The sequence below is a fragment of the Sulfitobacter sp. genome (genome assembly GCF_036960155.1).
In the GTDB taxonomy this organism is placed as follows: Bacteria; Pseudomonadota; Alphaproteobacteria; order Rhodobacterales; family Rhodobacteraceae; genus Sulfitobacter.
In genome coordinates this window covers 421,921-436,398 of sequence record NZ_JBALWB010000002.1, presented here as the reverse complement: position 1 = coordinate 436,398, position 14,478 = coordinate 421,921, and the positions used below count along the sequence as shown (strand labels likewise).

17 protein-coding genes are annotated in these 14,478 nt (G+C 54.8%); 2 read left to right on the top strand and 15 right to left on the bottom strand.

The features are described 5' to 3' along the window. Positions 1-34 precede the first annotated feature (34 nt). The 12 genes from V7775_RS08665 to yajC form a co-directional block, all read right to left on the bottom strand. Complete coding sequence (locus V7775_RS08665; RefSeq protein ID WP_335751489.1) at positions 35-736, bottom strand: helix-turn-helix transcriptional regulator; 702 nt, start codon at positions 734-736, stop codon at positions 35-37. An 8-nt stretch (positions 737-744) separates the two neighbouring features. Then, positions 745-1,050, bottom strand: coding sequence for an antibiotic biosynthesis monooxygenase family protein (locus V7775_RS08660; RefSeq protein ID WP_335751488.1), 306 nt, complete (start codon positions 1,048-1,050; stop codon positions 745-747). Positions 1,051-1,189: 139 nt separating this feature from the next. Beyond that, on the bottom strand, positions 1,190-1,729 hold the full coding sequence (locus V7775_RS08655; RefSeq protein WP_335751487.1) for a DsbE family thiol:disulfide interchange protein: 540 nt from the start codon (positions 1,727-1,729) through the stop codon (positions 1,190-1,192). Then, positions 1,716-1,877 (bottom strand): heme exporter protein CcmD, encoded by a 162-nt coding sequence (gene ccmD, locus V7775_RS08650; protein WP_335751486.1) that lies wholly within the window; start codon positions 1,875-1,877, stop codon positions 1,716-1,718. The genes V7775_RS08655 and ccmD overlap by 14 nt, the downstream gene beginning before the upstream one ends. Continuing rightward, a complete protein-coding gene (locus tag V7775_RS08645) occupies positions 1,877-2,608 on the bottom strand; it encodes a heme ABC transporter permease (RefSeq protein ID WP_335751485.1) in 732 nt (243 codons plus the stop codon). The genes ccmD and V7775_RS08645 overlap by 1 nt, the downstream gene beginning before the upstream one ends. 50 nt (positions 2,609-2,658) lie before the next feature. Next, positions 2,659-3,315, bottom strand: a complete 657-nt coding sequence (gene ccmB / locus V7775_RS08640) for a heme exporter protein CcmB (protein ID WP_335751484.1) — start codon at positions 3,313-3,315, stop codon at positions 2,659-2,661. Continuing rightward, on the bottom strand, positions 3,312-3,929 hold the full coding sequence (ccmA, locus tag V7775_RS08635; RefSeq protein WP_335751483.1) for a heme ABC exporter ATP-binding protein CcmA: 618 nt from the start codon (positions 3,927-3,929) through the stop codon (positions 3,312-3,314). The genes ccmB and ccmA overlap by 4 nt, the downstream gene beginning before the upstream one ends. Positions 3,930-3,932: 3 nt before the next feature. Next, positions 3,933-4,286 carry an Mth938-like domain-containing protein gene (locus V7775_RS08630; RefSeq protein ID WP_335751482.1) on the bottom strand — a complete coding sequence of 118 codons (354 nt, stop codon included), beginning with the start codon at positions 4,284-4,286 and terminating at the stop codon, positions 3,933-3,935. A 3-nt stretch (positions 4,287-4,289) separates the two neighbouring features. Beyond that, positions 4,290-5,045 (bottom strand): sulfite exporter TauE/SafE family protein, encoded by a 756-nt coding sequence (locus tag V7775_RS08625; protein ID WP_335751481.1) that lies wholly within the window; start codon positions 5,043-5,045, stop codon positions 4,290-4,292. Next, on the bottom strand, positions 5,038-6,006 hold the full coding sequence (gene secF / locus V7775_RS08620) for a protein translocase subunit SecF (protein ID WP_335751480.1): 969 nt from the start codon (positions 6,004-6,006) through the stop codon (positions 5,038-5,040). The genes V7775_RS08625 and secF overlap by 8 nt, the downstream gene beginning before the upstream one ends. Before the next feature lies 1 nt (position 6,007). Then, the gene (gene secD / locus V7775_RS08615; protein WP_335751479.1) at positions 6,008-7,657 is read right to left on the bottom strand and encodes a protein translocase subunit SecD; all 1,650 of its coding nucleotides are present in this window, start codon (positions 7,655-7,657) and stop codon (positions 6,008-6,010) included. Positions 7,658-7,693: 36 nt separating this feature from the next. Continuing rightward, positions 7,694-7,972: a preprotein translocase subunit YajC gene (gene yajC / locus V7775_RS08610; protein WP_335751478.1), complete on the bottom strand. Its 279-nt coding sequence runs from the start codon at positions 7,970-7,972 to the stop codon at positions 7,694-7,696. Between the two features lie 216 nt (positions 7,973-8,188). Between yajC and serS the strand changes: the two genes are divergently transcribed. Next, positions 8,189-9,481 (top strand): serine--tRNA ligase, encoded by a 1,293-nt coding sequence (serS, locus tag V7775_RS08605; protein WP_335751477.1) that lies wholly within the window; start codon positions 8,189-8,191, stop codon positions 9,479-9,481. Between the two features lie 13 nt (positions 9,482-9,494). On the opposite strand, the gene V7775_RS08600 is transcribed toward serS, so the two are convergent. Next, positions 9,495-10,691 carry a DUF2235 domain-containing protein gene (locus tag V7775_RS08600; RefSeq protein WP_335751476.1) on the bottom strand — a complete coding sequence of 399 codons (1,197 nt, stop codon included), beginning with the start codon at positions 10,689-10,691 and terminating at the stop codon, positions 9,495-9,497. Between the two features lie 63 nt (positions 10,692-10,754). On the opposite strand from V7775_RS08600, the gene V7775_RS08595 reads away from it, so the two are divergent. Beyond that, complete coding sequence (locus tag V7775_RS08595) at positions 10,755-11,465, top strand: hypothetical protein (protein ID WP_335751475.1); 711 nt, start codon at positions 10,755-10,757, stop codon at positions 11,463-11,465. Positions 11,466-11,479: 14 nt separating this feature from the next. On the opposite strand, the gene der is transcribed toward V7775_RS08595, so the two are convergent. Both der and V7775_RS08585 read right to left on the bottom strand, forming a co-directional pair. Continuing rightward, on the bottom strand, positions 11,480-12,961 hold the full coding sequence (gene der, locus V7775_RS08590) for a ribosome biogenesis GTPase Der (protein ID WP_335751474.1): 1,482 nt from the start codon (positions 12,959-12,961) through the stop codon (positions 11,480-11,482). 79 nt (positions 12,962-13,040) lie between these two features. Beyond that, positions 13,041-14,414, bottom strand: a complete 1,374-nt coding sequence (locus V7775_RS08585) for a PQQ-like beta-propeller repeat protein (RefSeq protein WP_335751473.1) — start codon at positions 14,412-14,414, stop codon at positions 13,041-13,043. Positions 14,415-14,478 lie beyond the last annotated feature (64 nt).

Sequence of the window (14,478 nt, the reverse complement as noted above, 5' to 3'; positions counted from 1 at the left end):
TAATTCAGCAACGCAGCAGGCAAACCTCCCACCCTCAATTTCGTTCAATTCCCTGTTCCATTTCGGCGTCCACTTTTGCGAGGTAATCGTCCAAACGCCGTCCTTGTTGATCCTCAAAATAGTCACCTGTTCGCTTGCAAATTACTATGTGATCAATCCTGAACGATCTGAAGTCACCCCGTGTTTCGCACCAACATGTCATCGTCCATACCCGTCCCCAAAATTCGATTTGGAGAGGCCAGACAATGCGTGACGATATCCGGTTTTCAAGAGAACGATAGTCCAGCAGCAGTTTTTCTCTGTTGCGGATTGCCGTCCTAATACGGGGCATGTGCTGGAACCCCAATTTTGCCTGCGCAAAAGGATAAACACCAAACCCCCAATTCTTAGGCGCTGCTCCGTTTGCCGTAGCCACTTTTTCTATTTTTTTAGTCAGCGAGGCCGATGCTGTTTGTAGTTCCTCATCAGCGGCTTGTGCGACAATAGCCATCCCCAGATGAAGCGCTTCGAGCTCTAATAAAGAAAGGTTCATAGGGGGCAAAAACACAGGTTCCCGCAGCATATACCCAACGCCCCGTTCACCATCAATTGGTATGCCAGACGCCACCAAAGTGTCAAAGTCGCGGTAGATCGTACGAACCGAAACCTCTAAACGCTCGGCAATGTCACGGGCCAAATGTAAGCGACCGTCTTGAACAATCTCAATGATCTCTGAAAGACGGTCGCTCCGGCGCATTTTCTTCCCTAATTCACGGTGATTTCAAGTGTTGAATGGTGCAAGACTACAGTTGTGCTGTCGATGGCTTTCATACAGGCCTCAAGTGTCGGCTCATTCCCGATTTGGGCGGATGCCGCTTGGGCTGCTTCAAGCGTTTCCCACTCCACATGCTCGATCCAGAGGCCGTCGTCACTACATGACAGACGCCGTGACACAAAGCCTCCTTGCTTCTGGGCAAAGTCTGTTATGGCTTTTGCTGATTCAGCAAAAGCTTCGCGGTTCATGTCTTTGTTCAATTTGAAGGTGACTGTTTCAATTGTATGTTTGGTCATATCTCATGTCCTTGGTTTGATTAACAAGATCGACCTAACTCAGTCCAACTGCCAATAGTTGTCAGTTGGGATACGCTTTTGCGCCAATTAAACAGATCAGTCATCACAAGAACTAAAACATACCAGTGATGCTAAATCCCTAGTTGCCTTGTGCAGCCCTCAGCGCGGGTAAAAAGCGTTGCTCGTAGTCGCTGCCGATCAGGGGTCCGGCAAAGCGGAATAGAACGGTGCCGTCGCCGTCCAAAATGAACGTTTCTGGTGGGGCTGTGACGCCCCAGTCGATTGCCGTACGGCCCTGTGGATCAAAGGCGATACCTGCAAACGGATTGTCATCATCAATTAGGTATTTGGTGGCTGCACGTTCGGTGTCTTTGAAATTAATCCCGACAATGTTGATGCCATCTGCCCGCATTTTCAGCAGCATGGGGTGCTCTGCGCGGCATGGTGGACACCAGCTGGCCCAGAAGTTCACCAGCGTCACCTCACCAGAGGCGAGCATGTCCTGCGTCGCTATTGGGAAATCATTTAGCGCTTTTTCAGGAATAGGCGGTGCAACCTTCCCTACCAAAGTTGAGGGCAGCCCTTCGGGGTCTTCGCGGAACATGCCCACTGCTGCCAGTGCGACAAAGGCTGCGAAAATCAGCGGCGGGGCAACCATCAGGGGGTTAATCTTTGGCATTACGCGCGGTCTCCTGTTCAACTTGGCGTAGGGCAGCGCGGGCCGCTTTGCCGCGGCGCACTGTCAGCAGCAGCAAACCTGCGATCAGCAGCAATGACACGCCATAAGCGCCCAGTACTTCGGTGCTGTATTTTCCAAGATCGGGCATCATACGTTCCTATCCAGTCGAATGCTCAAAGCGCGGGCGCGGCGCAACGATATCTCTGTTCCTGTGCGGTACAGGACCAGCGCCAAGAACAGCAGTGTAAAGCCCCCCAGCGAAACCACTAGCGGCAGCCAAAACACATCCGAGATGTTCTCTTCTTTGTCCAAACTCAGAGACGCGCCCTGATGCAGGCCTTGGCTCCAGAACAGCACCGCATAGCGGGACAGCAGCGCAAAGACCGAGCCAACAAGGCACAGGATCGAGGTGAGATCAGCGGCGGTGTCAGGGTCCTCAACGGCCTCCCAAAGGGCAATGTAGCCGAGATAAAACAGAAACAGGATCAGGAACGAGGTCAGGCGTGGATCCCATGCCCACCACGTGCCCCACATGGGCTGGCCCCAGATCGCGCCAGTAATCAGGCCGATCACTGTCATCACCAACCCCACAGGCGCTGCGGCCTTGGCGGCGAGCGCGCTCACGTGGTGGCGCCGGACCAACCAGACCAGTGACGTAAGCAACATCATGATCCACGCGTTGATCGCAATCCACGCGGCAGGCACGTGGATATAGATGATTTTTACGGTAGCGCCTTGGCGAAAGTCATCAGGCGTTCCAAAGAACCCCCATGAGAGGCCCACAGTGATACCAATCGCTGCGGCGGCCCATGCAAAGGGCTGCACACGCGCGCTAAGTGCCAAAAACTTGACCGGATTTGCATATTCCCAAAGTGACATGTGAGGTACTTAATACTCCGTGTGAAAAGGCTCAATGGGCAAGCGTGTACTCACCTGATTGTCATCCGCAAGGCTGCGGCTGCAGCAAAGGGCAAAAGGGCGATACAGCCAAGGCTGATCCCCGCGAGTAGAAATAGCGGCGTTTCAGCGGCCATGCCAATTGCACCCCGCCGCGCGGCCTCAGCTCCGAAGATCAGTGTCGGCACATAAAGCGGCAAAACCAGAAGTGACATCAGCAGACCACCCCGTTTGATACCAACAGTCAGCGCTGCGCCAAAGGTGCCGATCATCGACAGCGCAGGCGTACCCAGCAGAAGCGAGACAACCAGCCATGAAAAGCCCTGCGCAGGTAGGTTCAGCAGCACGCCTAGGACAGGCGCGGCCAGCACCAGCGGCAAACCTGTGGTGATCCAATGCGCAAGAGCTTTGACGGCCAAGGCGGCCTCAAGCGGTAAAGGGGCCGTTGCCAGAACGTCGAGCGTGCCATCCTCAAAATCCAGCGCAAGAAGGCGATCAAGGGACAGCAAACACGCCAGCAGCGCACCCAGCCATAAGATGCCCGGCGCAATGGAGGACAACAGCGCGCTTTGTGGTCCAACACTGAACGGGACAAGCACAACAAGTATCAGGAAAAATGCCAACCCAAGGCCAAACCCGCCGCCCGCGCGAAACGCCAGCCGCAGGTCGCGGATCAACAGGGCAATCACAAGAACGCCTCGTCGCTGGCACCGTGCAACGCCTGAACGCGCGCGCGCAGGGGCGTGACATCCAAAACCTTTGCATCCAGCCCCAGTTCGATATGGGTGGCCAACAGGGCCATGCCCCCTGCCCGCAAATGCCCACGTACGGCATCGGCAAACAAGGCAACCGCGTCTACGTCCAATGAAACCGTTGGTTCATCCAACACCCAAATAGGACGGCCCGTGACCATCAAACGGGCCAAACCTGCGCGCCGTTTTTGGCCAGCAGACAACGTACCTGTCAGACGGTCGGCAAGCGGGGCCAATGCATAGGCCTCTAGCGCAGGAGTGATGTCACGTGTGCCATACACAGCAGCCCAGAACGTGAGGTTCTCAGACACGCTTAGCATCGCCTTCAATCCGTCGGCATGGCCCCCGTAGGCAACCGCATCGGTGGCACCATGGATTGTGCCCGAAAGTACCGGCTGCAAGCCGGCGATGGCGCGCAGTAATGTTGTTTTGCCCGAACCGTTTGGCCCGCGCAGGACCAAAGCCTCCCCAGTCGCCAACTCAAATGACACGTCACTCAGGACAGGCACGCCACCACGCGCCACGGCAACATTTGAGAGGCGCAAGGTCATGGACTAGATCGGGAGCATGGCAAGGGCGACACGGCGGCCCTCACTCAGCAATACGTTGTAAGTGCGCGCAGCTGCGGGGGATGCCATCGCCTCAACGCCGACGCCCGCCGCTTCGAGTTGATCGCGCAGGCCCGTAGGCAAATGTGCGACATCCGCCCCCGTCCCGATAAAGATCACATCGGCTTCGGGTATCAGCGCCTCAAGTGCGGCAATGTCATCGAACCCACTCCATGTGCGTGTACCCGATGCGGCCGTAATGACAGGTCCCTGCACAACCTGACCACCAATACGGAAAAAACCGGGGCCATAGCCTTCAACCGGTTTTGCATCGTTAAAGACAATCTCGTTCAGTCGCATGGGTTATCCTTTCCAAAGCGGCAGGCCGATAATAGCCGATGCAGCAATCACGAGATAGGCCACTATGCGAAAAACACGCTCAGCGGATGGGTCAAAAAGACGCGCACCCAGCATATTTGCAACCAGATTGGGAATACCGACCAACAATCCCAGAAACGCGATGGGCCAATTCATCAATCCAAGCGCCCAAAGCAACGGGAATAGCATCAAATCAAGTACCACAAGGTACAACAGAAAATTCGCGCGGATCACCGACACAGGCAATCTACTGGCCATATACAGCATGATCACTGGGGGACCGGGGATACCTGCAAAACCGGTCATAAAGCCGCCGATAGCACCAGCTGTCACTGTCAGGGGCTTGGTTAGTTCACCCTTTAGGCGCCAACCAGACACCGTAAGGATCAACAAAATGATAACCGCAATTGAAACGGCCCAACCAAACAGTGTCGCGTCCATTGAGCTGAGAGCCCATACTCCGAAAGGCAACGCCAATACCGCACCAAAGGCCAAACGGCCCACTTCGCGCGGCGTGCCCTCCCGCCATGCAGCTAACGCATTTGGCAAAGGGCCAATCAACTCGGCTGTAATCACAAACACAACTGCCTCAACAGGCGTAAGAACCGAGCTTGCGACAGGCATGATAATCATCGCCGAACCAAAGCCCGCAAAACCACGAACTAGTCCGGCAATAAAAACCGCTATAACCAACCAGATCAGCCCATCAGTAGCGAGGGCTGTGGTCAGAATATCAGGCATCAATATTGGCGTATTGGTTGCCTGCGTTCAGGTCCTGTTTGGACCAGTCGCGTTTAACACCAAAGTAAAGCAGTGCCGCGGTAGCGACGAAGATGGAAGAATACGTTCCCACGATCACGCCCCAGATCATCGCAAAGACAAACCCGCGGATCACATCGCCACCCAGAACAAACAGGGCAATCAGCGCAAGCAGCGTTGTCACGGATGTCATAAATGTCCGGCTCAACGTCTCGTTGATGGACATGTTGAGCAGTTCTTTCAGCGGGCGGTTCTTATATTTGCGCAGGTTCTCACGCACACGGTCAAACACCACCACCGTATCATTCAGCGAGTAGCCAACAATGGTCAGCAGTGCTGCAATGATCGCAAGATCGAACCGGATTTGCAGTTCTGAAAAGACGCCGATCGTCAGCACCACATCGTGGATCAATGCTAGTACGGCACCCGCTGCAAACTGCCACTCAAACCGCAACCAGATGTAGATGAGAACGGCACCAATCGCCAAAACAACCGCAATGATTGCTGTATTGATCAGCTCGCCTGAAACCTTGGGGCCAACAGATTCAACTGAAATGAACTTGATGTCAGGACGCACGGCTTTCATCGCGCCTTCAACTGCTTCGATCACTTCCGTGGTGACCGATTCTTGATCATCTTGCGCCTGAATACGGATCATTGCGACGTTTTGGTCATCGCGAAACTGCGGATCAAATACTTCGGTGATGGTGACATCACCCAGCTCAAGCACAGCAATTGCATCGCGGTATTCCGACACTACCACTGGTAACGGGCTTTCTGTACGGATTGTTGTTCCGCCGCGAAAATCGATGCCAAAATTCAATCCTTGATACAGGAAAGACGCGGCGCCGATCATCACCATCAATGCGGAGATGCCCAGCCATAGCTTCCAGCGGGTAAAGAAATCAAAGTTCGTGTTCCGTTTGACAAGTCTCAGGCGCATATCAAAGCTCAATCGTTTTGGGACGGCGGCGTTCATACCAGATGACCACCATCAGACGTGTTACAAAGATCGCCGTAAAGACCGACGTGAGAATACCAAGGCCCAGCGTAATCGCAAAGCCGCGCACAGGGCCAGAGCCCATTGCGAACAGAATAACTGCGGTAATGAATGTCGTGATGTTGGCATCCAAAATCGCGCTTAGTGCCTTTTCATAACCCAGTGCGATTGCACGGGCTGGCCCTTTGGCTGTTTCCAGTTCCTCGCGGATACGCTCAAAAATCAGCACATTGGCATCTACCGCCATACCCACGGTCAAAACGATCCCCGCAATACCCGGCAAGGTAAGCGTAGCACCGATAAGGCTAAGGAGGCCAAACAACAGGGCCACGTTGATGATTAGCGCTATATTCGCAAACAGACCAAACAGACCGTAGCTGGCCCACATAAAGAACAGAACCAATGCAAAGGCCACCATTGTCGCGATCTTACCTGCGTCAATGCTGTCTTGTCCCAGTTCTGGACCAACGGTGCGTTCTTCAAGGAAATCAAGCTTGGCCGGCAAAGCACCTGCGCGCAACAGCACGGCAAGGCGGGTAGATTCTTCGATGTTGAAGTTGCCCGTGATGATGCCTGAACCACCCGGAATGTGGCTTTGGATGGTTGGGGCGCTCACGACCTCATCATCCAGAACAATCGCAAAGGGCGAGCCAATGTTCTCGGCGGTGTAGGCACCAAACTTGCGGGCACCAGCCGTGTTAAAACGGAAGCTGACCGCAGGCGCGCCGTTTTGATCAAAGCTGGGCTGTGCGTCCACCAATTCTTCGCCGGTGACCACAGGCGCGGTTTCGATCACGTAAAACAGACCAGGCTCATCCAAGGATGGTATGGCCTTATTCCCAATTCCGGGGTTTGCAGCGCCATCTGAGGTGCGGCGCACAACAGGACTAAATGTCAGCTGTGCAGTCGTACCAATGATTTCTTTGAGCTCAGCAGCAGAGCCAATGCCCGGAACTTGGATCAAGATGCGATCTGTGCCTTGGCGCTGGATTGTCGGCTCACGTGTACCAACCTCGTCGATCCGACGGCGAATGATTTCCAGCGATTGCTGCATTGTCCGCTCATCTGTTGCGACTTTTTCAGCATCTGACAGAACAACTGTGATGATCCCACTATCGCCAGACACATCGATGTCATTGGCCCCTACGCCAGTTAGAGTTTGAACTGGGGTGGCAAGGCCGCGTACGATCTGCATCGCTTCGGCCATTTTCTCGCTATCGTTTAGGCGGACTTTTAATTCACCCTCTACAGCGTCTTGACGTCGCACTGGTGTAATGCCGCGCAAGGCATCACGCACCTCAGGCCACATCGCTTCTATGCGAGCCGCATACACGTCTTGAACCCGCACTTCAGCAAGCAGATGCGCACCGCCACGCAGGTCGAGACCAAGATTAACCAATCCACTGGGCAGGAAATCAGGCCAAAGCGCGCGCTGCGCCTCTAGCTCGGCAGTGGAGCCTGACAGCTCGATCTCTTTGATGGCATCATTGTGGCCTTCAACAGGGCCATAGAACCCGTTGGGCATAGCCAAAAGCAACCCAACTGCGCATGTCAGCCAAATGGCCACGCGTTTCCATACGGATATCTGGAGCATCAGCCGCCCGCTTTCTGTATTGTCGTGGTGAGAGAGTTACTTGGCAGGTTCGGTCTTGTTGATCACGTTTGCGATTGTGCTTTGGATCACACGCACCTTAACGCCGTCAGCGATCTCAATCTCAACTTCGCCATCTTCTTTAACCTTAACAACTTTACCAACGATGCCACCTTGGGTGACAACCTGATCACCGCGACGCAGTGCTTTTACCATCGCTTGGTGATCCTTCAGCTTTTTCTGCTGTGGGCGGATTAGCAGAAAATACATGATCCCGAATATGAGGATCAATGGAACGAATTGCTGAATGCTTGACATGGAGTAGTCCTTTTATGCGGCTAATTAGGGGACGCGCCCCTTGTGTTCGAAGTTGGCCAGAACCTATGCGCGGCACCGAGGGTTTGCAAGGTACAGGCCCCCTCAAAACAGGCGAATTGACGAAGTTTACACACCTCTCTTCTCCCCCCTCTATTCTACAGTGAAATAATGGGCCATAACGCGGCGCACACGATTCACTCAACGAAGGACAGACAGATGCATGACATTCGTGCGATACGCGAAAATCCCGATGCTTTTGACGCCGCTTTGGCGCGGCGCGGAGACGCAGCCCTGTCGTCCTCGATCCTTGAGCTCGACACGGCACGCCGTGCAAAGATTCAAGCAGCCGAGGTAGCACAAGCTGATCAGAACGCCGCCTCGAAACAGGTAGGTGCCGCAAAGGCCAAAGGCGACGACGCCGAGTTTGAACGCCTGCGCGCGTTGGTATCTGAAAAGAAAGCCGAAATTGCCGCAATGCAAACTGAGGCCAAAGAGCTGGACGCAAAGCTAACGGATGTTCTGGCCCGTATCCCCAACATCGTTGCCGATGATGTGCCCGAGGGCGCAGATGAGGCCGACAATGTCGAAGTAAAGCGCTGGGGCGATGTCCCAACTTTCGCGTTTACCCCGCGTGAGCACTTTGATCTGGATAGCGTTGCCGCCTCCATGGACTTTGAAACGGCCGCCAAAACATCTGGCGCGCGGTTTGTCATGCTCAAACGTGGCGTAGCACGGGTTCACCGTGCCTTGGCGCAGTTTATGCTCGACACACATGTCGATGAGAATGGCCTGACCGAGGTAAACTGTCCCGTACTGGTGCGTGATGAGGCCATGTATGGCACTGATAAGCTACCGAAATTTGGCGACGACAGCTATCAGACAACTGAGGGCATGTGGCTGGTTCCAACATCCGAAGTACCGCTGACCTACACGGTTGCGGGTGACACATTGGATGCGGCTGACCTGCCCCGCCGAATGACATCGCACACGCTTTGCTTTCGCTCAGAAGCAGGCAGCGCGGGCCGTGACACGTCAGGCATGTTGCGTCAGCACCAGTTTGAAAAGGTCGAGATGGTTTCCATCACCTTGCCCGAAAAATCAGACGCCGAGCAAAAGCGTATGTTGCGCTGCGCTGAGGGCATCCTTGAGGCGCTCGGCATCCCCTACCGCACGGTCCTGTTGTGCACCGGCGACATCGGGTTTGGCGCACGTCGTACATTTGACATCGAGGCATGGCTGCCCGGGCAAAATGCCTACCGCGAGATCAGCTCGGTTTCGACCACAGGTGATTTTCAGGCCCGCCGCATGAATGCGCGGTTCAAGCCCGAAGGCGGCGGCAAGCCGCAGTTTGTGCACACCCTCAACGGGTCTGGCCTTGCTGTTGGGCGCTGCCTGATTGCCGTGTTGGAAAATGGCCAGCAGGAAGACGGCACCGTCACACTGCCAGCTGTTCTTGCGCCCTATTTGGGCGGCAAGACCACGCTGACATTGGATGGCATGCTAAAATAACGAAAGTCGGGGCTTAACGCCCCGGCTCTTGCCTTTCGCGTGGTGGCTTTGCAATCGGGGCATCGCCAAACAATTCCGGTCTCAGATTTTTAAGCGAGCGCGGGCGATAATCCCGTCGGCCCGTAATTCGTTTTTCCGCACTTGGATGCAGATCAACGGGATGCCCCGGCCCTTTGCGCCATTTCAGCAAATTGCCCGCAACGGTGTATAGCCACGGCGGTTGGCTCAGCGAATGGCTGTCTGCCATTGGGTTGAGCGCGCGATCCAGCAGATTAGCCATATCGATTTCCAGCCCAGCGTCTTTTGCCCCCTGTGCAACCCATTGCAATGACTGTCCCGTCAGCGCGCGCGCCTTTTGGGCTGAGCCACCAACAATTGCGTGCGTTCCGGTAAACCAGACCTGTTGATAAGGCCGGTTATCAGTCCTGTTGCCACCGTTCAGCCCCTTGCTGTCGCGCGATGCCTCAAGATTGTCCCACAGCGCGGGGCGGTAAAACACGCGCCGCTCATCCAAGGCTACTGCATGACGGGCAGATTTCACCATCGAACTCAGCATCGTGTCGTGAAAACGGTATTTCTTGTTCCACAGATGCGCGACAGGTCCCAACAAAGATGTAGGAATGCCAAGCGACCCAACTGTATCCCAAATCCCTAGATAGGCGATATCAACCTTGTGCATTTGCGCAGGTTGCCCTCGCCACGGGGTCACGGCCCGCCACTCCAGATCAGCCTGTGAAGTCGCAAATCGCGGAGACAGCTTGCGCCGTGCCTTTAACACATGCAGCGCGTCTGGATGGTTTTCGGGTCCCGGTTTGCGGTACAGCTTAAAGGCGTCCGACAAGGCATCAGCTGTGGGGTTTTCAACAATCCCGCATTTGCGGATCATGCCAGCCAAGGAACGCGCGGTATAAGCACCCCTTGAAAAACCAAAGATAAAAATTTCATCTCCGGCCTCATATTGCTCACACAGCGCGGCGTAGGCCTGCTTGATGTTTTCATTCAAACCCCAGCCAAACGCCCCTCCTCCAATTTTCATCAACGTCTTGCTGAAAAAACCAGCCTCGTTGGCCCCAGTTCCTACACCCTCAAAATAGTGGGTGTGCTGGGCATTGGTGCTGCGCGTTTTGTTAAACAGGCGCACAACATGGGTTGGCTGCGTCATTGTGGGGCTATTCCACGTTCCGTCGCAAAAAATAGCGATCCGTGCCATTGGCAAAATTCCTTTGTGCTATAACTCTATTAGCGAACCGCAGCTTCAACCAGAAAGACCCCCATGTCACGTACCCTAACGGCCCTAGTTGTGTTTATTCTTGCAGTGCTTTTCGCACTGTCTCCCTTTCTGGTGAGTGATTTTGGTGGTTTTGACCCTGATCAATTTCCAATCCCCCAAATTGATCCCCCCGTTCAGCCCGCAGGTTATGCATTTGCGATTTGGGGTGTGATCTATCTTTGGCTCATCATCGGCACGGGTTTTGGCCTGTGGAAACGGCGCGACGATGCGCTGTGGCACCCGATGAGGATTGCACTGATCCCGTCACTTGCTGTGGGTACAATCTGGCTGGCTGTCGCGCTAAAAAGCCCTGTTTGGGCGGCAATCCTGATCTGGATCATGTTGATCAGTGCCCTGATCGCCCTATTTCGCAGCCCAACCCAAGATCGCTGGTTTGCTGCATTGCCACTGGGCCTATACGCCGGATGGCTTAGTGCAGCATCTTGCGTTTCACTGGGATTGTTGGCGGCGGGATACGGATACCTGGATGAAACAACGGCAGCATTGGCCGCACTGTTCCTTGCGCTGGTCATGGCCTCAGCCATTCAAAGCCAGCTTGGCCGCGCGCCTAGTTATGGGATCGGGGTGATTTGGGCGCTGGTGGCAGTGGTTGTGCAAAACCTTGGGGTAAACAGCACGGTTTCTGCCCTGGCAGCAGGTGGCGCATTGGCGTTGGTCATGCCCACATTCAAAGCATGGCGCGCCCAATCCTGAGCGCGCCATAAACGTTAGATATTTTTACCAGTTTTCTGATCTTTGCGCCGTCCGTCTGTGTGTTTACGCAGTTTGGACGGTGCGTTCTTTTTGCGCCCCTTGTAGGGGTTGGCATCAGACTGGCCACGCATCCACAAACGGATTGGCGTGCCGGGCATGTCAAAATCAACACGCAAGCCATTCACCAGATAGCGGCTATAGCTTTCCGGAACTTTTTCCGGGTGGCTACACATTACAACAAAACCGGGCGGGCGTGTTTTAGCCTGTGTCATATAGCGCATCTTGATGCGTTTGCCCTGCGGTGCGGGGGGCGGGTGCGCCTCCAACATGCCAGCAAGCCAACGGTTCAGCTGGGCTGTGGTGACGCGACGATTCCACATTTCATAGGCACGCATGATCGCTTCGTGCAGGCGGTCTAGCCCCCTGCCCGTTTTTGCCGACACAGTAATCAGCGGTGCGCCGCGCAACTGCGGCAACAGTCGCTCAAAACTCTCTTTGAGTTCCTTCAGCTTTTCCTGACGGTTTTCTTCGACGTCCCATTTGTTGACAGCAACAACCACTGCGCGGCCTTCGCGCTCGGCCAGATCAGCGATCCGCAAATCTTGTTGTTCAAAAGGGATTTCTGCATCCAGCAGAACAACAACAACTTCGGCGAACTTAACCGCACGCAGGCCGTCGCTGACGCTGAGTTTTTCAAGTTTTTCTTGAATCTTGGCCTTTTTGCGCATGCCAGCCGTATCAAAGATACGCATCGGCACGCCTTCCCACTCAGTAATGAGTGAGATCGCATCGCGGGTGATTCCCGCTTCAGGACCTGTCAGCAGGCGGTCTTCTTTTAGGATCTGGTTGATCAGCGTTGATTTACCCGCATTCGGGCGGCCAACAACTGCAACCTGCATCGGGTATTTACGCGTCGGGACGCGTACTGCGTTTTCCTCCTCGTCGTCGTCACTTACGTCAACGTCAACTTCGGGCGTATCGTCTTTTGCAGTTTCGGCAAACTGATCCGCCAGCGGCATCAGAATGGAATAGAGATCTGGAAAACCTTCACCATGTTCAGCGGAAAGACGCACAGGTTCGCCTAGGCCCAAAGAATAAGCTTCAAGAACGCCGGCCTCGGCAGCATTGCCTTCGGCCTTATTGGCCGCAAGAATCACATGCGCCGAACGTTTGCGCAGAATGTCCGCAAACACCAAATCAGTTGGGGTAACCCCAACACGCGCATCGATCATAAACAGACAGATATCTGCCATATCAACAGCGCGTTCCGTCAGGCGGCGCATGCGCCCCTGAAGGCTGTCATCAGTGACTTCTTCCAAACCGGCCGTATCAATCACGGTAAAACGCAGGTCAGCAAGCCGTGCCGCCCCTTCACGCAAATCGCGCGTGACGCCGGGCTGGTCATCAACCAACGCTAGGCGCTTGCCTACTAGACGGTTGAACAGCGTGGATTTGCCCACATTTGGGCGGCCCACAATAGCGAGGGTGAAAGACATTAGGATGCTCCGAAAGCAGTGTTAGACACGCGCCATAGCGCAAACAGCCGCCCTGCGAAAGCCCTGTCAGTGATACGCCTTAACGGTAGGCTAGCAATTGACCCGATGAAGACACAACATACAGTGTTTGCCCTGCCACCACAGGTGCCGTTGTAGCGCCACCAGGGATTTCGACAGAAGCAACAAGTGCACCATTTGTAGGATCGTAGCTGCGCAGCAAACCATCACCAGAGGCGACGATAACACGACCGCCAGCAACGATAGGCCCGTGATGCGGAACAACACGGCTTTGCTTTTTGGGTTTACGTTTTACAAAATTCGGCAGCTCAACGCTCCAGATTTTTGAGCCATCTGCCGCATCAAGACGCAAAAGCTCGTTTAGGTCGCTCAGCGCAAACACGCTGTCCCCTACGGGCCAAACCGGACCAATTGCGCCGTCACGCGCAGTCCAGATGCGCGCACCAGAGCTTACATCCAGCGCAGCAATACGACCAGATTGGTTGCCAATAAACACGCGATCACCAGACACCACGGGTGCTGCGGTCACGTCAGAAATATTGCTGAGCGCACGACCATTGCGTTTACCCAAAATAGACGCATCCCAACGGTTGAGACCGCCACGGCGGAAAACCGCCTGCACTTCGCCGGATCCAAAGGCAAAAATCGCCAAATCATCCGTAAGTGCAGGTGCTGGGGCACCTAATATGTTGCTCGTATCCGTAGAAGCGCCGATCTGCCATTCAACGGTGCCATCGCTGCGATTCACAGCCCAGCCTGTGTTATCCCCTGCTGTAACATACACCAGATCGCCAGAAACCGTTGGCGTACCAGAACCGCTTGCGTCTAATTGTTGTGTCCAGCGCACGGCTCCATTGCTGCTATCAACTGCGGCAAGAACGCCAAAACCAATAGAGATATAAACCGTGTCACCAGACACCACGAGACCGCCGCCTGTTGCGTCACCAGCCTGATCACGTGCTGGGCGTAGATCAATCTGCCATAATGGCGCGCCTGACGTGGCAGTTGCCGTCACAACAGATTGTGCATCCAGCGTAAAGATTCGGCCGTCCGCAACAACAGGTACGGCGGTAATACGGTGTTTCCGGCTGTCGCCTTCGCCAATCTTTGCAGCCCACTGCAGACTCAACGATCCGCCTAATGCAGCATTGCTTGTGCGGGTTGCCGTATGACCCGTGGTTTGTGGCCAGTCAGCGTTTACCCGCGCCGCAGGCAGCGATATAGCGCGTGTCTGATTGGCGACAAATGCCGCTGGGCCGTCGTTTGGTTCAGGTTGGTTCTGCAGAACTGAACGTATGTTTTCACGCTGTCCTTGAAGGATTGCGTCAGGTTCTGCGCAAGCTGTCAAAAAGGCCGCGGCCCCCAGTAGCCCAAGCATCATAGCACGTGGCGCAACTGTGCGCTTGCGGTGCAAAGGAAAACTCAAATCTGTCATTGCCTGCTCACTCTGGTCTGCGCCTTGCCCATTGGTCCATCTACGTGGAGCCGAGCGGCTGCAT